The sequence below is a fragment of the Acetobacter cerevisiae genome (assembly GCF_001580535.1).
In the GTDB taxonomy this organism is placed as follows: Bacteria; Pseudomonadota; Alphaproteobacteria; order Acetobacterales; family Acetobacteraceae; genus Acetobacter; species Acetobacter cerevisiae.
This window is the reverse complement of record NZ_LHZA01000157.1, coordinates 1-20690: the sequence shown is the minus strand read 5'-3', so window position 1 is coordinate 20690 and position 20690 is coordinate 1. Positions and strand designations below refer to the sequence as shown.

Annotated in this window: 17 protein-coding genes; 10 read left to right on the top strand and 7 right to left on the bottom strand. The window is 59.8% G+C overall.

What is annotated here, in order from left to right; genetic code table 11:
- Positions 1-47 precede the first annotated feature (47 nt).
- The 6 genes from rplI to dnaG all read right to left on the bottom strand — a co-directional run bounded on the left by rplI (position 48) and on the right by dnaG (position 6114).
- Positions 48-647 (bottom strand): 50S ribosomal protein L9, encoded by a 600-nt coding sequence (gene rplI / locus AD928_RS12990; RefSeq protein ID WP_062142235.1) that lies wholly within the window; start codon positions 645-647, stop codon positions 48-50.
- A gap of 10 nt (positions 648-657) precedes the next feature.
- A complete protein-coding gene (rpsR, locus tag AD928_RS12985) occupies positions 658-933 on the bottom strand; it encodes a 30S ribosomal protein S18 (RefSeq protein ID WP_025827993.1) in 276 nt (91 codons plus the stop codon).
- Positions 934-938: 5 nt separating this feature from the next.
- Positions 939-1412: a 30S ribosomal protein S6 gene (rpsF, locus tag AD928_RS12980; RefSeq protein ID WP_062142236.1), complete on the bottom strand. Its 474-nt coding sequence runs from the start codon at positions 1410-1412 to the stop codon at positions 939-941.
- Between the two features lie 156 nt (positions 1413-1568).
- Positions 1569-2153: a GNAT family N-acetyltransferase gene (locus tag AD928_RS12975; RefSeq protein ID WP_062250997.1), complete on the bottom strand. Its 585-nt coding sequence runs from the start codon at positions 2151-2153 to the stop codon at positions 1569-1571.
- The gene (gene rpoD / locus AD928_RS12970) at positions 2143-4122 is read right to left on the bottom strand and encodes an RNA polymerase sigma factor RpoD (protein WP_062250996.1); all 1980 of its coding nucleotides are present in this window, start codon (positions 4120-4122) and stop codon (positions 2143-2145) included. Before rpoD ends, AD928_RS12975 begins: the two co-directional genes overlap by 11 nt.
- A gap of 156 nt (positions 4123-4278) precedes the next feature.
- Positions 4279-6114, bottom strand: coding sequence for a DNA primase (gene dnaG, locus AD928_RS12965; protein ID WP_062250995.1), 1836 nt, complete (start codon positions 6112-6114; stop codon positions 4279-4281).
- A gap of 306 nt (positions 6115-6420) precedes the next feature.
- Between dnaG and AD928_RS12960 the strand changes: the two genes are divergently transcribed.
- Positions 6421-6978, top strand: coding sequence for a helix-turn-helix domain-containing protein (locus AD928_RS12960; protein WP_062250994.1), 558 nt, complete (start codon positions 6421-6423; stop codon positions 6976-6978).
- Positions 6979-6988: 10 nt separating this feature from the next.
- Positions 6989-7513, top strand: a complete 525-nt coding sequence (locus AD928_RS12955) for a GNAT family N-acetyltransferase (protein WP_062250993.1) — start codon at positions 6989-6991, stop codon at positions 7511-7513.
- 164 nt (positions 7514-7677) lie between these two features.
- Here the strand turns inward: AD928_RS12955 and AD928_RS12950 are convergent, their stop codons facing one another.
- On the bottom strand, positions 7678-8133 hold the full coding sequence (locus AD928_RS12950; RefSeq protein WP_062250992.1) for a GatB/YqeY domain-containing protein: 456 nt from the start codon (positions 8131-8133) through the stop codon (positions 7678-7680).
- Positions 8134-8313: 180 nt separating this feature from the next.
- Here AD928_RS12950 and carA point away from each other — a divergent pair, with 180 nt between their 5' ends.
- From carA to AD928_RS12910, 8 genes are all read left to right on the top strand, one after another.
- Positions 8314-9723 carry a glutamine-hydrolyzing carbamoyl-phosphate synthase small subunit gene (gene carA / locus AD928_RS12945; protein WP_062250991.1) on the top strand — a complete coding sequence of 470 codons (1410 nt, stop codon included), beginning with the start codon at positions 8314-8316 and terminating at the stop codon, positions 9721-9723.
- Positions 9724-9729: 6 nt separating this feature from the next.
- On the top strand, positions 9730-12984 hold the full coding sequence (gene carB / locus AD928_RS12940) for a carbamoyl-phosphate synthase large subunit (RefSeq protein WP_062250990.1): 3255 nt from the start codon (positions 9730-9732) through the stop codon (positions 12982-12984).
- Positions 12985-13126: 142 nt separating this feature from the next.
- Positions 13127-13600, top strand: a complete 474-nt coding sequence (gene greA / locus AD928_RS12935) for a transcription elongation factor GreA (protein ID WP_062142243.1) — start codon at positions 13127-13129, stop codon at positions 13598-13600.
- Between the two features lies 1 nt (position 13601).
- A complete protein-coding gene (locus AD928_RS12930; RefSeq protein ID WP_062250989.1) occupies positions 13602-14798 on the top strand; it encodes a threonine ammonia-lyase in 1197 nt (398 codons plus the stop codon).
- Positions 14799-14886: 88 nt separating this feature from the next.
- Positions 14887-16425 carry a 2,3-bisphosphoglycerate-independent phosphoglycerate mutase gene (gene gpmI / locus AD928_RS12925; RefSeq protein ID WP_062250988.1) on the top strand — a complete coding sequence of 513 codons (1539 nt, stop codon included), beginning with the start codon at positions 14887-14889 and terminating at the stop codon, positions 16423-16425.
- A complete protein-coding gene (locus tag AD928_RS12920; protein ID WP_062250987.1) occupies positions 16426-17964 on the top strand; it encodes a murein hydrolase activator EnvC family protein in 1539 nt (512 codons plus the stop codon).
- Positions 17965-18135: 171 nt separating this feature from the next.
- Positions 18136-19587 (top strand): S41 family peptidase, encoded by a 1452-nt coding sequence (locus AD928_RS12915; RefSeq protein WP_062250986.1) that lies wholly within the window; start codon positions 18136-18138, stop codon positions 19585-19587.
- Positions 19588-19610: 23 nt separating this feature from the next.
- The coding region (locus AD928_RS12910) for a divergent polysaccharide deacetylase family protein (RefSeq protein WP_062250985.1) at positions 19611-20690 on the top strand (1080 nt) is incomplete at its 3' end.

Below are 20690 nucleotides of genomic sequence, written 5' to 3'. Positions count from 1 at the left end.
AATACTTTCCGGACCCTTTTGAAAGCATAGCAGAAAAAAGACGACGATCAGGCGTCGGCTTTGTTTTCTTCTGCTGCCGGTGCTTCCGCGTCGTCAGCGACAATTTCGCCTTCGATCTCGGCTTCATCACCAGCCATTTCTGCTTCTTCTTCAACGCTCACGGCTTCACCGCGTGCCTGACGCTCAGCTTCTTCAGCAGAGCGGGCAACGTTGACCACAACCGGCACAACAACTTCCGGGTGCAGAGCAATCTTGACTTCATACAGACCAAGAGACTTGATCGGATGAGCCAGGAAGACCTGCTGACGGGAGATGGTGAAACCAGCTTCGGTCACAACCTGAGCAACGTCACGGGTGGACACGGAGCCATACAGGCTGCCGCTGTCACCAGCCTGACGGATCAGCACAACGGCCAGACCGTCCATGCGCTCGGAGAGACGCTCGGCTTCTTCACGACGTTTGATGTTCTGTGCCTCAAGCTGGGCGCGTTCACGGTCGAAGCGTGAACGGTTGGCTTCGTTTGCACGAATAGCCTTGCCCTGCGGCAGCAGGAAGTTACGGGCATAACCCGGACGAACCTTCACCACATCGCCCATCTGACCCAGATGTTCAACGCGCTGAAGCAGGATCACTTCTGTAGCAGCCATGATCGCCCTCTCAGCTCATCACGTAGGGAAGCAGAGCAAGGAAGCGGGCACGCTTGATAGCCTGAGCCAGCTCACGCTGCTTCTTTGCGGAAACCGCCGTAATACGGCTCGGCACGATCTTGCCACGTTCGGACAGGAAACGGCTCAGCAGACGTACGTCCTTGTAGTCGATCTTCGGCGCATTCGGGCCGGAGAACGGGCAGGACTTACGACGACGGTAGAACGGACGACGGGCACCTACAGCAGGGCGACGTGCGGCGGGATTGATTTCGGTCGTTTCAGACATGCTGCTCACTCCGCTTCAGTGCTGGCTGCTTCAGCCGGCTTTTCATCACGGGCGCGATATTCTTCACGATCTTCGGAAGAACGACGGCCACCACGGCCGCTTTCAAAGCGTCCGGCCGGCTTCGGGCCACGGAAACCACGGTCACCGCGGTCATCACCCTTGCGGGACAGAACCGGGGACGGAGCTTCATCAATTTCATCAACGCGCAGCGCCAGCAGACGCAGAACGTCTTCATTGATGGCGAGCTGACGCTCGATTTCCTTGAGCATCTCGGCTTTCATATCAAGACCCAGCAGGACGTAGTGGCCCTTGCGGTTTTTCTTGATACGGTAAGCGAGCGTGCGCAGACCCCAGTATTCGCGCTTCTTGACGGAGCCGCCGTCGGCTTCGACCTGAGCAATGATGCCGTCGATGATCGCATCGACCTGCTGCTGGGAAATGTCATTACGTGCAATAAGCACGGTCTCGTAAAGTGGCATGGGTACTCCCTTCGGATCGTATCAACCCAACTGCGCCAGACCGTTCCGGCAAACAGCGCCCTGCACAAGCAGAGCATTGGGTATAGCCGGAGCGATGCCGCGCACCCGGCAGGGAAGATGGCGTGTCAACCACATTTCCTGCCAGAAAGCAAGAGTTCAGACCAGAAATCTCTCAGGAATCTTTAAGCCGAGCCTGTTCGGCACGTCCCACGTTTCTTCCACCGTGCGCACAGCCTCAAAACCTGCCTGCTTATACAGCGGCAACGCGCGTGGATGATCAGCCGAGCAGGTATTAACCCGCACACACAGCGGGCCAAGCGCCCAGGCATGGCGCACAGCCATGTCCAGAAAAGCGCGCCCTACCCCGTGCCCAATGGCTTCCGGGAAGAGGCCAAAATAAGACAGGTTGATATCCTGAGGATTAAACAGATTGAGCTCATAAAAGCCACGGATCGCCTGCCCCTGGCGGAGCAACGCAATACTGGCAGGCCCTTCTTCCAGAAAATGCTGCAAATCGCGATCAGACGCAGCCTGACGCATCCACCAGCAATAATCCCGCCCAACCTTGTCCTGCAGCAGGCGGTATCCGGCCACATCTGGCCGGACATTGGTCTCAACGGACCAGCCTTCCGGCAGAGCAAGCCCTTCCCCCTCAGGGGGGCGCAGCATCCGCATGAAGGTCACATCAACCTTCATGCGTGTGACAGGCTCAGCCTGCCGGATGAGAACCTCAGTTATCATCCAGGAAGGACCGGAGCTTGCGGCTGCGGCTGGGGTGTTTGAGCTTACGCAGAGCCTTGGCTTCAATCTGACGGATACGTTCACGGGTCACGTTGAACTGCTGGCCGACTTCTTCCAGCGTGTGGTCCGTGTTCATCCCGATCCCGAAGCGCATGCGCAGCACGCGTTCTTCACGCGGTGTGAGCGAGGCGAGCACGCGGGTCGTGGCTTCACGCAGGTTGGTCTGAATAGCGGCATCCAGCGGGATAATCGCCGTCTTATCCTCAATGAAGTCACCCAGATGGCTATCTTCCTCATCCCCGATCGGGGTTTCGAGAGAAATCGGCTCTTTGGCGATCTTGAGAACTTTCCGAACTTTTTCCAGCGGCATCCCCAGCTTTTCAGCCAGTTCTTCCGGTGCCGGTTCACGACCGATCTCATGCAGCATCTGGCGGGAGGTCCGCACCAGCTTGTTGATGGTCTCGATCATATGGACCGGAATACGAATGGTCCGCGCCTGATCCGCAATGGACCGTGTAATCGCCTGCCGGATCCACCAGGTTGCATAGGTGGAAAACTTGTAGCCGCGGCGGTATTCAAACTTATCCACGGCCTTCATCAGGCCGATATTGCCTTCCTGAATCAGATCGAGGAACTGCAAACCACGGTTGGTGTATTTCTTCGCAATGGAAATCACGAGGCGCAGATTGGCCTCAATCATTTCCTTCTTGGCGCGAGCGGAATCGCGCTCACCGCGCGCAACGGTTGCGTAAACGCGGCGAAATTCACCAATCGGCAGCCCTGTATCCTGAGCCAGCTCAGCAACCTGATTCCGCAGACCAATCACGGTTTCAGAATGTTTGGCGACAAAGTTCTTCCAGGACTTGCCCGGCAGTGCGGAAACCATGTCCATCCATGCCGGGTCCAGTTCACGGCCACGGTATTTCAGCAGAAAGTCTTCACGCGATACGCGGCAGCTTTCCGCCAGACGCAGCATGCGGCCTTCCAGCACGTTCAGGCTGCGGAACAGCTCTTTCAGCTGGATGACCAGATCTTCAATCCGGTTGTTGTGCAGATGCACCTGCTCAACCTTGCCCACCAGCTCATCACGCAGGGCGGCATAGATCTTCTCAGAGCGATCCTGCACTTCCTCACCGGTGGTCAGCACATCAATGCGCTTGACCTGAAGCTTGCGCAGCTTTTCGTACAGCGGCTCAATTTCTTCAAAATGCGCGAGGATTTCCGGCTTCAGCTTTTCTTCCAGCGCGGAAAGAGACAGGCCACTGCCTTCCCCCTCAACTTCGCCTTCAGCTTCATTTTCCGGCTCATCGCCCTCTTCGCTCTCACCTTCTGCGTTTTCAAACGCATCGCCGGAGCCTACTTCCCCCATCGGGTTAGTGGCAGCCTGCATGGCTTCCAGATCCACAATGTCACGCAGCAGCATTTCATTGTTACGGATCTTCTCATGCCAGGAGATGATGGCACGGAAGGTCAGCGGGCTTTCGCACAGACCGCCGATCATTTCATCACGGCCAGCCTCAATGCGCTTGGCAATGGCAATCTCGCCCTCGCGGGAGAGCAGCTCAACCGTGCCCATTTCGCGCAGATACATGCGCACAGGGTCATCCGTGCGGCCAAGATTTTCTGCGTTGACGTTGCCGGAGGCGGTTTCGGTTTCAGCCTCTTCAGCTTCCTCCGCCTCTTCGCCCTCAGCTTTTTCTGTCTTCTGAGACTCGGTCTCTTCGTTCTCTTCGTTCTCGACGACCTGAATACCCATTTCGGACAACATCGCCATGATGTCCTCAATCTGCTCGGAGGACATCTTGTCCTGAGGCAGCACAGCATTCAGCTCGTCAAACGTGATGTACCCGCGCTCACGCCCCTTCGCGATCAGCTTTTTGACCGCGGCAGACTGCGTATCCAGAGTGGTGGTGTCACCATCCTGCTCCGCTGAGTGCGCTCCGTTACCCGATGCTGTCTTTGTTGCCATGCCAGACCTGCTCCTCCCCCCGCTGCATTCTGACAAGTTGCAGAACGACCAGCTCAACACAAATTGTTCAGTTTTCCAGGGCGGGCAGGACGTGGGATATACTGCCCCCGAAGTCAAGAGGAACGCGGGCCGAACATTCCCCACGCCTCGTAAAAACTACTCGTCTATCTCCCCACGCCGCAGCGCCGCCAAAGCCTCCAGCCTTGGCTGTAGCCGCTTCCATTCCGCCATATCTGCCCCATCCTGTGCGAAGCGCGCAACCTCCTGCTCAACTTCTTTTCGAAACTGACCAAAATTCAATAAACCGTAAAAATGCCACCACTGTGTTCTTATGGCCACAGCAAGCGAGGTGTCTTTTTCTTCCAGATTCAACGGCAAAGGGCCTTCCGTGAGTACGGATTGGACCAGCGCTTCCTCCTCCCGGCCAGCCAGTTCGTCCAGCAGCGTCTTGCCATCTTCGGGCAGCAGACCCTCTGCGGACATGTCCAGCAGCAGCGCACGCAGTTCGGAATAATCCTCCGGCAGGCTCAGGCGACAAAGGGCTTCCTCCACCTCCGTCACTAGTTCCGGGTAACGCAGCAGAAGGGCCAGAAGAATACGCTGCCGCTCCCGCACAGGGTCCACGCGGGACGGCTGCATATCCTGCGGCACGCGACTTCCACTGCCACCAGAGGCAGAATTCCCCTTCCCAAAAGAGCCGCCACCCTTTTTCCGCCGGAAGGTTTCAAAAAACCGATCCAGCAGCGTGGAGCGATATTCTGCCGCCAGATTTTTTTCAGGTATCAGCGCCGCCGCTTCCACCAGCTTGCGCCGCAGGGCCGCCCGCTCTTCCGGGCCCGGATTACTCACCCCTCCCGCCAGCAGATCAAACAGCACATCAGACAGCGGGCTGGCGGAGGCGAACAGATCGCCCACCGCCTGCGCCCCACGTGAGCGCACCAGACTATCCGGATCTTCCCCTTCCGGCAGCAGGCAAAGGCGGAGCGAGCGCTCTTCCTTCAACAGCGGCAGAGCCGTCTCCGCCGCCCGCGCCGCGGCACGACGGCCAGCAGAGTCCCCGTCAAAACACAGCACCGGTGCGCGATCAACCTGCCACAGCACTTCAAGCTGCTCTGGCGTCAGCGCAGTCCCCAGCGGGGCGACTGCGCCACCAAACCCGGCCTGATGTAGGGCAATGACGTCCATATACCCTTCAACCACAACCAGATCCGTCGCAGGCGTTCCTTTAGGCCGGGGAGCCCGCACCGCAACCCGCGCCCGATCCAGCCCGAACAGCAGGCGCCGCTTGGAAAACAGCGCCGTTTCCGGGCCATTCAGATATTTAGGCTGACCATCCCCCAGAATACGCCCACCAAAGGACACCAGCCGCCCTTTGCGGTCGCGGATGGGGAACGTCACCCGCCCCCAGAACAGTTCACCCTTGGGGCGTCCGTCCTCATCCAGACGCATCAGCCCGGCTTCCGCCATCATCTGAGGCGTTACCCCTTTGGCCGCCAGCGCCGTCGTCAGGCTCCCGCGCCCGTCTCCGGCCCAGCCCAGCCCGAAGGTCTCAATGGTCTCCCGCGTCAGCCCGCGCCCGAGCAGATAGTCCAGTCCGGCCCGCCCTGAGGGCGAATACAGCGCGGACGACCACATCTCCTGCACAAGCTCCAGCACTTCCCCCAGAGACCGGGTGTGCGCCACCTCTTCCTGAGAGCGCCGCGTATCTTTGGGAACATCCAGCCCGGCCGCAGAGGCCAGTTCTTCCACCGCCTCCGGAAAGCTTTTGCCTTCCATCTGCATGACAAAGGAGATGACATCCCCATGCACACCGCAGCCAAAGCAGTGAAAGTGATCGTCATATACGTAGAAAGAGGGCGTTTTTTCACCATGGAACGGGCAGCAGCCCTTCCAGTTCCTGCCGGACCGGGCGAGCTTAACCCTCCGCCCCACCACTGAAAACAGCGGCGTGCGGGCACGGAGTTCATCCAGAAAGCCTGCCTCAATTGCCATAGGCGGGTGATATCATTTTGCGTCTGATTTCAACACACACTCCGCCGCACGAATGAAAGAATGGTGAGGCTCATACGAAAAAGACTAACAACGGCATTCAGGGTTTTTTGCTGACATTGTGAGCAGAGTTTAAAAAGAAGACATCCTCCTTCTGACGCCAAATATTTTTTAATTCCCCCAATGGATTGAACCCTGAGATTTCCATACGAGACAACCAGCAGAACACACCGCGCGCCTGTCCGAACGGATCAGACCATTTCTCTTTGCAGTCTTGAAATGTCTCATATCAGGGATTATATCTCATATATGGACAAAGATAATCAATCCTGCCCGACCTTAGCCGAGCACCTCAAAACGCTGCGGCTTGACCTCGGCCTAAGCTTACAAGCGCTCGCTGAAAAGAGTGGCGTAAGTCGTGCCACTCTGTCTCGCATTGAGAACGCTGATGTCAGTCCGACGGCAGAAACTCTCGGCCGTCTTGCAGCCGCATTTGCGCTGCCGCTTTCCCAACTCCTTGCCCCGCTGGAACCAAGCTTCCCTCCCTTAGCCCGACGCGACAAGCAGAACGTCTGGTCAGACCCGGAGAAGAAGTTCTCTCGCCGCGTTGTTTCACCACCAAGCCGACAACTCAAACTCGAGATCATCGAGTGTTCAATCGAGCCTTATCAGCACATCGCTTATGACAGACCAGCCTTTCCGGGACATGAACATCACCTGCTTATGCTGGCCGGATCCCTGACCATCACCGTCGATGGTGCCTCTTACGATCTACGTTCGGGAGATTGCCTGCGCTATCAGTTACGCGGCGCGTCGTCCTTTGAGACCTCTGAGTTGCCTGCCCGCTACATCATCGCCATGGCCTAAGGAATTTCTGATGAAAATGCATGTCATCGAACTCGGCACACAGGACATAGAAAGCAATGTCGAAGCATTGTCCTGCATTCTCGCCAGGAGCGTCAACGGCGGAGCAGCTATAAGCTTCATGGCTCCATTCTCCCAACAGGAGGCCGCTTGTTACTGGTCAAACGACGTTCTGCCAGAGGTCGTGGCTGGACGACGAGTGCTTTTTGCAGGAGTGCGTGAAGGGCAAGTCGTCGGCACCGTGCAGCTTATTACTGCGATGCCCCCTAACCAGTCACATCGATGCGAAATTGCCAAAATGATCGTCCATCCCGACTTTCGACGATTAGGGGTCGGGCATCTCCTCATGACGCATGCACTTGACCGCGCCAGAGAGCTCGACAAGACTCTTGTAACATTGGATACGCGAAGCGGGGACGTTGCCGAGCCGCTATATGCCAAGCTCGGTTTCGAGATTGCGGGACGCATCCCGGACTATGCCTGGAATCCCGATGGACGCGCGCGACACGCGACGACCTATATGTATCGACAGATATAAGAAACGATATTGGATGCCGTTACCCAGAAGGGTTGAAGGACCGTTGACTGAGGCCGCGGCGTCCTGATTTTGGCTCACTGAGACAGGTCGTGATGTGTCTGAGTGACGGCTTTCGCTCTGTGTGGCGACACGACCCGAAGCCGCGGCGCCACACAGAGAAGCCGTTAGCTCAGGCTGGCTTTCACCACCGCATTCGCACGACCCATATCGAGGCCCGCGCCGAACTTGGCTTTCAGTGCGCCCATGACCTTACCCATATCCTTCATGGTTTCGGCACCCGTCGCGGCAAGCGCTTCTTTCACGGCAGCTTCCAGAGCGGCATCATCCATTTCCGGCGGCAGGTAGCCACGGATCACGGCAATTTCCGCCTCTTCCTTCTCAGCCAGTTCCGGGCGACCGGCATCCCGATACATGGTGGCCGATTCGGTGCGGGTTTTGACCATGCCGCGCAGGGCGGACAGGCCTTCATCCTCGCTCAGCCCTTCGCCACCCTTGGCGCGGCCCGCAATCTCAACATCCTTGAGTTTGGCCGTAATCATGCGGATCGTGCCCACACGCGCACTTTCTCCGGCTTTCATTGCCGTCTTGAGATCAGCCATCAGGCGTTCACGCAGGGACATAACCACTCATACTCCATATCATGTACATCAGAGGCCACACCGCACAGGCGTGGCATAAAATCATCAGATGGGAAGAAATTTCCCACCCCGGATTAAAACCCGCCCAAGCCGGTGGGAAATTTCTTCCCACCCACTCCACAGACTGCTAAACCATGCGGAACGGGAGGCACAGTCTACCTTATGCCCATTTCAATCGATACCATCATTGCCCGACTTGGCGGGCCGGACGCAACAGCACGCCTGACCGGCGTTGGCACAGAAGCTATCCGCAAATGGCGGCAGGCTCAGGCCATTCCATCCCGCCACTGGCCCGTCATAGCACGCGCCACAGGTCTTTCGCTGACAGATCTGGACCCCGCCAGCCCCACATCCCCAGACCAATCCTCCCCGGCACCGGGAGGCAGCACAACAGGAATACCCATGCCAGACGCCCGCCCGGACGGCGCAACCGCCGCCCTTGTTCTTGCAGACGGAACCATTCTGTGGGGGAAAGGCTTTGGCGCCTTCACGCAGAAACCTGCCCTTGGTGAAATCTGCTTTTCCACCGGCATGACCGGCTATCAGGAAACACTGACGGATCCGTCCTTCGCGGGCCAGATCATCACCTTCACCTTCCCGCATATCGGAAACGTGGGCACCACGCCGGAAGATGATGAAGCCTCCCGCATTGCGGCCCTTGGCCTCGTCACCAAGGAAGATCTGACAGAACCGGCCAACTGGCGCGCCACGGAAAGTCTGGACGCATGGCTGAAGGCACAGGGCGTTCCGGGCATTGCCGGGATTGATACCCGCTCCCTCACCCTGAAGATCCGTGACCACGGCGCGCAGACGGCGGCTCTGTATTTCCCGGAAAACGGGCAGTTTGATCTGGCCGCCCTGCAGGATGCCACCCGCGCATGGCCGGGGCTGGAAGGCATGGATCTGGCCAAGACCGTAACCTGCAAAGCGCCTTACACCTGGAGCGAAAGCGTGTGGGAATGGCCGAAAGGCACCCGCCCCGCCCCGGAAAACCGCCGCAAGGTTGTAGCTGTGGATTACGGCGCGAAACGCAACATCCTGCGCTGTCTGGTCGCTGCGGGCTGTGACGTAACCGTTGTGCCCGCCACCACGACGGCGGAAGAAATTCTGGCCCTCAAGCCCGCTGGCGTCTTCCTCTCCAACGGCCCCGGGGACCCGGCTGCGACTGCTGAGTATGCCGTGCCTGCCATTCAGGGTGTTCTGAATGCTGGCCTGCCGCTGTTTGGCATCTGTCTTGGGCATCAGCTTCTGGCCCGCGCTCTGGGGGGCAAGACCTACAAGCTGGCCCGTGGCCACCGCGGCGCGAACCAGCCGGTGAAGGACCTGGGAACAGGCCGCGTGGAAATCACCAGCCAGAACCACGGTTTTGCGGTGGATGCGGACAGCCTCCCGGGCGACGCCCACGTCACGCATGTCAGCCTGTTTGATGGCTCAAACGAAGGTCTGGCGTCTGACCGCTTCCCGGCTTTTTCCGTGCAGTATCACCCGGAAGCCAGCCCCGGCCCGTCTGACAGCTTTTATCTTTTTGAACGGTTTGTCGCGCTGATTGATGCGCACGGCAGCAAGGACTAACGCATCATGCCAAAACGGACAGATATCCGCTCCATCCTCATTATTGGCGCTGGTCCCATTGTCATCGGGCAGGCCTGCGAGTTCGACTATTCCGGCGCACAGGCCTGTAAGGCCCTGCGGGAAGAAGGCTACCGGGTCATTCTGGTGAACTCCAACCCCGCCACCATCATGACGGACCCCGGCCTTGCGGACGCCACCTATGTGGAGCCCATCACGCCGGACTGCGTTGAACGCATTATTCTGAAAGAAAAGCCGGACGCCATTCTGCCCACCATGGGCGGCCAGACGGCGCTGAACACCGCCATGGCGCTGGATGCTTCCGGCTTCCTGCAGAAGCATGGCGTGGAACTGATTGGTGCCAAGGCCGACGTGATCGACCGCGCGGAAGACCGTCAGAAATTCCGTGAAGCCATGGATGCCATCGGCATTGAAAGCCCCCGCAGCTTCATTGCTCACAGCATGGAAGAAGCCCGGGAAGCCTTCAAAAAAATCGGCTTCCCCACCATCATCCGTCCGTCCTTCACCATGGGCGGTTCCGGCGGCGGTATTGCTTACAACCGTGAAGAGTTTGAGCAGATTGTCGCCTCCGGTCTGGATGCCTCCCCCACCACGGAAGTGCTGATTGAAGAATCTCTGCTGGGGTGGAAAGAGTACGAAATGGAAGTTGTGCGCGACAAAGCGGACAACTGCATCATCGTCTGCTCCATTGAAAACATCGACCCGATGGGTGTGCACACCGGGGACTCCATTACCGTCGCCCCGTCCCTGACGCTGACGGACAAAGAGTTCCAGCGGATGCGTGACGCCTCCATTGCCTGCCTGCGCGCCATTGGCGTGGAAACGGGTGGCTCGAACGTGCAGTTCGGCGTGAACCCGAAAGACGGGCGCATGGTGGTCATTGAAATGAACCCCCGCGTGTCCCGTTCTTCCGCACTGGCGTCCAAAGCCACCGGCTTCCCGATCGCCAAGATCGCCGCCAAGCTGGCTGTAGGCTACACGCTGGATGAACTGAAGAACGACATTACCGGGTCCACCCCGGCGTCCTTCGAGCCGACCATTGACTATGTGGTCGTCAAAATCCCGCGCTTTACGTTCGAGAAGTTCCCCGGCGCACCGGCCCTGCTCTCAACCTCCATGAAGTCCGTTGGTGAAGCTATGGCCATTGGCCGCTCCTTCACGGAAGCTCTGCAAAAGGGCCTGCGCTCCATGGAAACCGGCCTGCATGGGCTGGACCCGGTGGAGATACCCGGCGATGGCGGCGAAGACGCCTTCCGCGCAGCACTCTCCCAGCCGCGCCCGGAACGTATTCTGATGGCCGCTCAGGCTCTGCGTGCTGGCCTGTCTGTTGAAGCCATTAACGAAGCCTGCCGCTTTGAGCCGTGGTTCCTGCGTGAGCTGGAAAAAATCGTCCACGCTGAACGCGCTATCCAGAACCACGGACTGCCGCGTGATGCACAGGGCCTGCGCCGCCTGAAAGCCATGGGCTTTTCCGATATCCAGCTGGCCCGCCTGTCCGGCCTGCAGGAAGATGAAGTGTCCGCCCTACGGGATCAGGTCGGCGTCAATGCCGTCTACAAGCGCATTGATACCTGTGCCGGTGAGTTCGCTTCCAGCACGCCCTATATGTATTCCACGTATGAAGGCGTGTTTGCCCCTCCCGCCTGTGAATCCGAGCCGACCGACCGCGAGAAGATTGTCATTCTCGGCGGCGGCCCGAACCGGATTGGTCAGGGCATCGAGTTCGATTACTGCTGTGTGCACGCCGCCTATGCGCTGCGTGAAGCCGGGTTTGAGACCATTATGGTCAACTGCAACCCGGAGACGGTCTCCACCGACTATGACACATCCGACCGTCTGTATTTCGAGCCGCTGACGGCAGAAGATGTGGTCGCGCTGATCCGCAAGGAACAGCAGAACGGCACCGTTAAAGGCTGCATTGTGCAGTATGGCGGTCAGACGCCGCTCAAGCTGTCTCACGCGCTGGAAAAAGCGGGCATCCCCCTGCTGGGCACCCCGGCAGACGCCATTGACCGTGCGGAAGACCGCGAACGCTTCCAGGCGCTGCTGCACAAGCTCGGCCTGCTTCAGCCTGCCAACGGCATTGCCCGCTCCCCGGCAGAAGCTGAGGATATTGCAGAACGCATTGGCTACCCGGTTGTAGTACGTCCGTCCTACGTGCTGGGCGGTCGGGCCATGGAAATCGTGTATGACCGTGCAGGCCTCCAGCGCTATATGCGCGGTGCCCTTCAGCTTGCCGGGCATGACATTGCCTCCGGCCCGGTGCTGATTGACCACTACCTGAACGAAGCCATTGAAGCCGACGTGGACTGCATTGCAGACGGCACGGACGTGTATGTGGCTGGCGTGATGGAGCATATTGAAGAAGCTGGCATTCATTCCGGTGACAGCGCCTGCGCCCTGCCGCCCTACACCCTCTCCCCTGCCATTGTGACGGAACTGAAAGCACAGACCGAAGCCATGGCGCGTGAGCTGGGTATCGTCGGGCTGATGAACGTGCAGTACGCCATCAAGGATCAGGAAATTTTTGTCCTTGAGGTCAACCCGCGTGCCTCCCGCACCGTGCCGTTCGTGGCGAAAGCAACGGGCGTTCCGGTGGCCAAGATTGGTGCCCGCGTCATGGCTGGCGCCAAGCTGAGCAGCTTTAATCTGGATGACCGCGCCGTGGTGCCACATGTGGCCGTGAAGGAAGCTGTCTTCCCCTTCAACCGCTTTGCGGAAGTGGACATCATTCTGGGGCCGGAAATGCGCTCCACGGGTGAAGTCATGGGGCTGGATACGTCCTTTGAGCGCGCTTTTGCCAAGTCTCAGCTGGGTGCCGGGGTGCGCCTGCCCACCTCCGGCACGGTCTTTCTGTCCGTGCGGGAAAGTGACAAGCCGCATCTGCCCGCTCTTGGCCGCCAGCTCGCCAGCATGGGCCTGAAAATTCTGGCCACACGCGGCACAGCCAAAAAGCTGCGTGATGCCGGGATTGAGGTCGATGTGGTGAACAAGGTGCTGGAAGGCCGCCCGCATTGTGTGGACGCCATCCGCTCGGGTGAAGTGCAGATGGTCATCAACACTGCCCGTGGCGCACAGTCCGTGGCGGACAGTTTTGACATCCGCCGCTCTGCCCTTGTGCTGGGCATTCCGCACTACACCACCATGGCCGGCGCACGGGCTGCAACCTATGCAATTGCGGCAATGCGTGAAGGACCGCTTGAAGTTGCGCCGCTTCAGTCATACTTTAGTGGATCGTTCTGAACAGGAGGGCGGGCCTTCGGGCCTGCCTTCCACGTTCCGCGGGGCAAGCGGCCTGCCTGAGGGCATGGCCGCCTGTACCCGTGTTTTTTTATAACTTCCATGCCGGCCAGATCGTCCGGCAGATTTATTCTGGGGACATGTCTTGCAGAAAACTCCGATGACGGAAAAAGGTTTACGGCGGCTCGAAGACGAACTGCGTAATCTGAAATCTGTAGAGCGTCCGGCCATCATCCGCGCCATTGCGGAAGCCCGCAGCCACGGCGATCTTTCGGAAAACGCGGAATATCACGCCGCGCGTGAACGGCAGTCCTTTACCGAAGGCCGCGTTCTTGAGCTGGAGAGCATCATCTCCACGGCTGAGGTGATTGACCCCACAACCCTGTCTGGTGATCAGGTCAAGTTCGGTGCAACTGTCACCGTAGTTGATGAAGATACAGACAAGGAAGCCACCTACCAGATTGTTGGTGTGCATGAAGCGGACATCAAACTGAACCTGCTGTCCATCTCCTCCCCGCTCGCCAAATCCCTGATTGGCAAGCACGAAGGCGATACCGTTTCCGTCCCCGCCCCCGGTGGTGACCGGACGTATGAGATCCTGTCTGTGAAATTCATCTGAGATGCTGAAGTTTGAGGATATCACCGCCGCGGCGGCGCGGATCAACGGCAATGTACTCCGCACCCCCACGATTTCCTCTCAGTCTCTCTCGAAAGCGACCGGCGCCGACATTACCCTGAAGCTGGAAAATCTTCAGGCTGTCGGCTCGTTCAAGGAGCGCGGAGCGGCCAACAAACTCGCGCTGCTCTCCGAAGATGAGCGCAAGCGCGGCGTGATTGCCGTCTCGGCTGGCAACCATGCGCAGGGCGTTGCCCGCCATGCCAGCCTGCTGGGTATTGATGCTGTTATCGTCATGCCTAAATTCACGCCAGCCGCCAAAGTGGTGCGCACCCGCAACTGGGGCGCGCGGGTTATTCTGGAAGGCGAAAGCTTTGCGGAAGCCCTGCTGTTTGCGCAGGACCTTCAGGCGCGTGAAGGCCGCACCTTCATCCATCCGTATGATGATCCCGCGATCATGGCCGGTCAGGGCACCTGTGCGCTGGAACTGTTTGAAGATGCAGGCCCGCTGGACATGCTGGTTGCCCCCATTGGCGGCGGCGGCCTGCTGGGCGGCTGCTCTGTTGCAGCCAAAGCCATGCGTCCGGAGGTGGAACTGATTGGCGTGCAGGTGGAAAGCTACAATTCGCTCTCCGCCTTCCCCGGCCCGGCCACGCATCCTTCGGGTGGTTCGACCATTGCCGAGGGCATTGCCGTCATGCAGATCGGCCAGCGCCCGGATGAAATTATCCGCAAGCTGGTTTCCAAAGTGCTGGTGGTGCCGGAATGCGCAGTGGAAACCGCCATTACCCTGCTGGCTGAAGGCGCCAAGCAGGTGAGCGAAGGGGCTGGCGCTGCCGGTCTTGCTGCCGTCATGACCTACCCGGAACTGTTCCGGGACAAGAAGGTCGCCCTGCCCATCTCTGGCGGGAATATCGACAGCCGCATTCTGGCCAACACCCTTCTGCGCGCCATGCTGCGGGATGGCCGTATCCTGCGCCTGATTATGGAAATTCCCGACCGCCCCGGCGTGCTGGCTGATATTTCCAGAAGCATTGGGGAAGCAGGCGGCAACATCATCGAAGTCTCTCATCAGCGCCTGTTTGCAGCCCCCTCCGTGCAGGCGGCTGAACTTGAAGTGATGATTGAAGCGCGGGACCCGGAACACGCAGCCCTGATTACCAAAGCACTGGGCGAACACTACATCGTTCGCCGCGCCTAACACTTAGGAACCATGCCTGCCGGGCATTTTGTGTCCAGCTGTTTTAGTGGCATAGTCACGCCATAAAACAATAAGAAGGCATGGTTCTATGAGTGCTTCAGCACCTTCCCAGACGAAACGCCCTGTTATGCTGGTTATTCTTGATGGCTTCGGCTGGAGAGAAGACTCGTCAGATAACGCAGTCCGGCAGGCCCACACCCCGGTTTTTGATGCGCTTTGGAAAAATGGTCCCCGCAGCTTCCTGCGCACCAGCGGGGAAGACGTTGGTCTCCCCAATGGCCAGATGGGCAATTCCGAAGTCGGCCACCTGAATATCGGCGCAGGCCGCGTCGTCATGCAGGAACTGCCACGCATCACCACCGCCATTCAGGATGGCAGCGTGGCCCGCAGTTCCGCCATGACCAGCTTTATCAACACCCTGAAAAAAACCGGCGGCACCTGCCATCTGCTTGGCCTTGTCTCTCCCGGTGGCGTGCATGCGCATCAGGATCATGCCGCAGCCCTCGCCCGCATGGTGGCAGAGGCTGGCGTGCCGGTGGCGTTCCATGTGTTCACCGATGGGCGTGATACCCCGCCCCGTTCCGCACAGGGCTATCTGGAAACCCTCCGCGCCGCCCTGCCGGACAGCATGAAGATCGCCACCGTTTCTGGTCGCTATTACGCCATGGACCGCGACAAACGCTGGGACCGGGTGGAAAAAGCCTACAACGTGATGGTCAGCGCAGAAGGCCCGAAAGCCGCGACGGCGCAGGATGTCATCACCAAAGCCTATCAGGCCGATATCTCGGACGAATTTATCGAACCGACCGTGCTGAACGGCTATACCGGCATGAAAGATGGAGACGGCCTGCTCTCCTTCAACTTCCGGGCCGACCGCATCCGCCAGCTTCTGGACGCCATGCTGGAGCCGGACTTTGACGGCTTTGCCCGCCATAAAATTGTGAAATTCTCCACCGTTCTGGGCATGACGCATTATAGCGACACGCTGGCCGAGCGCCTGACGGTGCTGTTCCCGCCGGACTCGCTGGAAAACATTCTGGGGGAAGTCGTCTCCCGCGCAGGCCGCACCCAGCTGCGCATGGCCGAGACGGAAAAATACCCGCACGTCACCTACTTCCTCAATGGCGGGCGCGAAAAGCTATTTGAAGGTGAAGACCGCATCATGGTGCCGTCCCCCAAGGTCGCCACCTATGATCTTCAGCCGGAAATGTCTGCACCGGAACTGACAGACAAAGCCGTTGCCGCCATTGAAAGCGGGCAGTACGACCTGATTGTCCTGAACTTCGCCAACCCGGATATGGTGGGCCATACCGGGGTCCTGAAAGCCGCCATCAAAGCGGTTGAAACGGTGGATGCGGGCACGGGCCGCATTATCGAGGCCCTCAAAAAACAGGACGGCTCTCTGCTGGTCACCGCCGACCACGGCAATTGTGAGACCATGAAAGACCCGGAGACCGGCGTGCCGCACACAGCCCATACGCTGAACGTGGTTCCGCTGGTAGCCTTTGGGGTTGGCAACAAGACGCTGAAAGACGGAAGACTGGCCGACCTCGCCCCCACCCTGCTGGACATGATGGGTTTACCCAAACCTGATGACATGACCGGGACTTCCCTGCTAACGGACTGAATGCTTTTCTCCCCGCCTCCCACCCTGCTGCCTCATTCCCTGCCCGCAAAATGCGAGTGGGGAGACCGGGGCTATGGGGCGCGGGGTTTGCGCCTGCTGCCTGTCGGGATCTTCGTCTTGCTGGCCTGCGTTCCGCCTGCACAGGCCGCCAGCGCTAAGAAAAACACAACACACGCCACACATAGTGCAACAAAAAGCACGAGCCATCGCGCCTCCGGTCACACAAGTCGTGTGCGCTCGTCCTCTTCCGGCACCCGGTCCTCTTCAGCCGCAGCCCGCGCAGCCTCCACCCGCGCGGAGGCCGAGGCTGAACGCTCCGTCAAGCAGGCACAGGCCGCCCTCGCTGCCACGCAGGCCCAGCGAGCCGCCATGGATAAGCAGAAAGCTGAGCAGGCCGCCGCCGTCACGGCCTCCCGCGCTAAAAATGAGGCCGCTCAGGCCGTCGCCGTGCAGAGTGCTGCCAAGGCCTCAGCTCTGTCCGCTGCCACCGTCTCCGCTACCGCTGAGCTTCAGACCACGGAACAGCAGGTCGCGGATCTCGATTCCCGCATTGCCGATCTCCGTAAGGAGCAAGCCAGCCTGCGCGAAGCCCTGACGGAAGATGCCAAAGCCCTCGCCCCGGTTCTGCCGCTGGCCGAACGGCTGTCCCTGTATCCATCCGATACCCTGCTGGCCGCCCCCGTGCCGCAGGGTGAGGCCGTCACCGGCTTTCTGGTGCTGCGCGGGCTGTCTCGCGGGCTGGAACATCAGGCGGAGGACATGCGCGCCCGGCAGGAAAAGCTGACCGCACTGGATGCTGACCTTACCGCGAAACTCGCAGCACTCGGCCAGTTGCAGGAAACTCAGAGCCGCCAGCGCGATCAGGTCCGACAGCAGGCTTTAAAAGCCCGCGCAGCCCAGCAGCAGGCCAATGCCGCTGCCCGTGCCGCTGCCGTGCGCCTGCAAAGTGCTACACAGAAGGCCTCCAGCCTGCAGGATGCCGTCTCCCGACTGGATGCCCTGCAAGCTGATGCAGAATCTGCCCTGCAAAAAGAAATTGCCGCAGCAGAAAAAGCCCATCAGGCCGCGCGGGATGAAGCCGCCAGACGCCGTGCGCAGGAACGGGCCGACGCCGCCCGGCGCAAAATGGCCGCCATGGCCTCTGCCGCAGGCCCCGGCCTGTCAGACCATCCGCCCGCAGGCGGCGGCACGCGCCCGGTGGTCGGAACACTGGTCAGCACATGGGGCTCCGCGACCGAATCTGGCCCAGCCACGGGCATCACCTATCGCACCGCGCCCGGCGCCAGCGTGCGCACCCCCTGTTCCGGCCGCGTTGATTTTGCAGGGCCGTTCCGCACCTACGGGCAGATGGTCATTCTGAATTGCGGGCAGCATTATCGCTTTGTAATGGCAGGGTTTTCCGGGCTGGATGTGGCGACCGGGCAAGGCTTATCCAAAGGCGCGCCCATCGGGCATATGGGCTCTTCCGGCAGTTCGGGCACGCTGTTCATTCAGCTCCGGCATGGGCAAAAACCCGTCAATCCGGCACCTTTCCTGTAAGGAAAAGCGGACAGACAGTTTGCCTGCCCGGCGGAAGCGGCTAATCTCGCCCAACTGCATGGCGGACACAGGCAGGGCTTTGCGCTACAAGGCAAAGTTAGCCATACGCTGTAACATTCGACAGGACACGACCGCACGGGTTTTGCACCCGGCGACAGGAGACGAGATCGCATGAAGTTCCGCACAGGTCTGATGCTTGGCGCCACTTTCCTGGCAGGCCTTGCCCTGGCCTCCCACCCCGGAGTGCTGCCCGGCGCAGGCATGCTCGCCTCCCCCGCCATGGCGGAAAAGGCTCCAGACGCCTCTCCCACCAGCAACCATGCCGAAACCTATCGCCTGCTCACCCTGTTCGGCACCGTGCTGGACCTTGTGCGGGCGGATTATGTTGAGCCGGTTTCTGATAAAGACCTCATCACCAATGCCCTCAACGGCATGCTGACAGGCCTTGACCCCCACAGCTCCTACATGACCGAAAAACAGTATGCGGACATGATGGTGCAGATGAAGGGCGAATTCGGCGGCCTTGGTCTGGAGCTCCAGCAGCAGGACGGGCACATCCGCGTGGTTTCCCCCGTCGATGGCACGCCGGGCTTCCGCGCAGGCATCAAGCCGGGTGATTACATTATTGCCGTGGACGGCCATCCGGTAGACGGCACCCCGCTGGATGAAGCCGTGAAGAAAATGCGCGGCAAGCCGAACACCAAAATCACCCTCACGCTGGTGCGCGAGAAAACCCCCAAGCCGATTATCCTGACGCTGACGCGTGAGAACATCCATATCGAGGTCATCAAATCCGCACTGTATGACCGGATTGGCTATATCCGCATTGCCCAGTTTAATGAGGAAACGGAAAAAGGTCTGCTCAAGGCCTATAACCAGCTCAAGCAGCAGGCTGGCGGCAAGCTGGCCGGGCTGGTGGTGGACCTGCGGAATGACCCCGGCGGCCTGCTGAATCAGGCTATTGATGTCTCCTCCAGCTTCATCCGCTCGGGCGAGATTGTTTCCACTCGCGCCCGCCACCCTAAGGACAGCCAGCGCTGGGATGCGCACGGCACGGACATTACCGATGGTCTGCCGGTTGTGGTGCTGATCAACGGTGGCTCTGCCTCCGCGTCTGAAATTGTCTCCGGCGCCCTGCAGGACCATCACCGCGCCGTGCTGCTGGGCACCAAATCCTTTGGTAAGGGGTCTGTGCAGTCCATCATGCCTATTCCGGGGAACGGGGCCATCCGCCTGACAACAGCGCGGTATTACACCCCCTCCGGCCGTTCCATTCAGGGGCTGGGCATCACGCCCGATATCGCCGTGAAGGAAACGCGGGAAGACCCCGGCTTCAGCCTGCATGAAGCAGACCTTGAACATATCCTGAAAAATCAGGGCGGGAACCAGACCAAGTCCTCTCCGCGCACGGACCTGCCCGCCATTGCCAAGGATATTCCGGGCGAACCGCCGGCAAACTGGCCGGAGTTTGACTACACCAAGCCTGCAACGGACTTCCAGCTCCAGCAGGGCCTGCGCGTTGTGCGCTCCATGGCCGGGCTGCCTGCGCCGGACCCGTCAGCCTCCCTGCCCGCCGCCAAGCCTCCGGCCCCGGCGGCTAAGGATGACCACGCGCACCACTAACCCGAACCGGAGCCAACGCCCTTATGTCCAGCCCATCTCCTGGCACGCCCGGGAAGCCCTCCGGGGCTTCTCTGTGGCAGAAGATGCCTGCATCTGGCCGCGCTTTTATCTACTTCTGGGGCGGATGCACGGCGCTGGCGGGGGTTGTTGCCCTCACCCTGCAGATCATGGGGCCGCCTTATGCTGAGGTAAGCGGGGACGATATTGATGTTGGCACCACCTCCCCCGCCGCCATTGCAGCATTAGCCAGCAAAACGGACATTCCCGCCCCCATGGGGGATCTGCTGACAAGCGACCTTGGCCCCGGGGGCTTTGCCCTGCCCAAAGTCGGTCCGCATGGCCTCCTACCCCGGCAGGTGTATGCAGCACCGGAAGTGCCGGTTCCCGCAGGCAATGCACAGGTCGCCCTACTGATTGATGGCATCGGGCAGTCGGATGATGAACTGAGTAATCAGGCCATCGATAATCTACCCGGCCCGGTTTCTCTGGCTATTTCCCCGTATGCGTCGGACCCGAGCAGCCTGATGGACCGCGCCAGAACGCATAACCATGAAACACTACTTTCTCTGCCGATGCAGGACAGCCCTGCCGATGGCAAGGCCGCGGGTGAAGAGGCTTTGCCGAATGCCCTGCAAGCCTCTCTGCCTGAGCGAAAAAACATTGAGAACCTGAACGAAACGCTCTCTCATCTCGCGGGCTATGCCGGGGTGACAAATGCGTTTTCCGGCCAGAATGGCGGGGAATATCCGCATTCTCCAGCGTTCAAACCCATTCTCTCAGCCGTGCATCAGCGCGGCCTGTTCTATCTGAACGCCACACCCGCAACCACGTCCGACGGGCCGGGGCTGATTGGCACGGCTGATGTCGCCATTAATACTGATGCCGATATCGTCACGATCGACATTCAGCTTCTCAGGCTCCAGCAGCTTGCCCGCAAAAACGGGCGCGCCATTGGCGTTATCGGCCCATTGCGCCCCGTGGCCCTTTCCTGCCTCAAGGCGTGGATTCCGCATCTGGCTAATGTCGGGATTACGTTGGTGCCCGTCAGCATGCTGGTTGCCCCCCTTCCCGCACCGCCGCCAGCCCCTGCAAAACCTCCGGCC

What these genes read in the sequence shown, in the direction of transcription:
- rpoD (WP_062250996.1), bottom strand. Translation starts at nt 4,122, where the DNA reads ATGGCAACAAAGACAGCATCGGGTAACGGAGCGCACTCAGCGGAGCAG.
- AD928_RS12930 (WP_062250989.1), top strand. Translation starts at nt 13,602, where the DNA reads ATGCTGAAGTTTGAGGATATCACCGCCGCGGCGGCGCGGATCAACGGC.
- dnaG (WP_062250995.1), bottom strand. Translation starts at nt 6,114, where the DNA reads ATGGCAATTGAGGCAGGCTTTCTGGATGAACTCCGTGCCCGCACGCCG.
- AD928_RS12975 (WP_062250997.1), bottom strand. Translation starts at nt 2,153, where the DNA reads ATGATAACTGAGGTTCTCATCCGGCAGGCTGAGCCTGTCACACGCATG.
- AD928_RS12955 (WP_062250993.1), top strand. Translation starts at nt 6,989, where the DNA reads ATGAAAATGCATGTCATCGAACTCGGCACACAGGACATAGAAAGCAAT.
- rplI (WP_062142235.1), bottom strand. Translation starts at nt 647, where the DNA reads ATGGCTGCTACAGAAGTGATCCTGCTTCAGCGCGTTGAACATCTGGGT.
- rpsR (WP_025827993.1), bottom strand. Translation starts at nt 933, where the DNA reads ATGTCTGAAACGACCGAAATCAATCCCGCCGCACGTCGCCCTGCTGTA.
- AD928_RS12920 (WP_062250987.1), top strand. Translation starts at nt 16,426, where the DNA reads ATGCTTTTCTCCCCGCCTCCCACCCTGCTGCCTCATTCCCTGCCCGCA.
- AD928_RS12950 (WP_062250992.1), bottom strand. Translation starts at nt 8,133, where the DNA reads ATGTCCCTGCGTGAACGCCTGATGGCTGATCTCAAGACGGCAATGAAA.
- carB (WP_062250990.1), top strand. Translation starts at nt 9,730, where the DNA reads ATGCCAAAACGGACAGATATCCGCTCCATCCTCATTATTGGCGCTGGT.
- carA (WP_062250991.1), top strand. Translation starts at nt 8,314, where the DNA reads ATGCCCATTTCAATCGATACCATCATTGCCCGACTTGGCGGGCCGGAC.
- AD928_RS12915 (WP_062250986.1), top strand. Translation starts at nt 18,136, where the DNA reads ATGAAGTTCCGCACAGGTCTGATGCTTGGCGCCACTTTCCTGGCAGGC.
- rpsF (WP_062142236.1), bottom strand. Translation starts at nt 1,412, where the DNA reads ATGCCACTTTACGAGACCGTGCTTATTGCACGTAATGACATTTCCCAG.
- AD928_RS12960 (WP_062250994.1), top strand. Translation starts at nt 6,421, where the DNA reads ATGGACAAAGATAATCAATCCTGCCCGACCTTAGCCGAGCACCTCAAA.
- gpmI (WP_062250988.1), top strand. Translation starts at nt 14,887, where the DNA reads ATGAGTGCTTCAGCACCTTCCCAGACGAAACGCCCTGTTATGCTGGTT.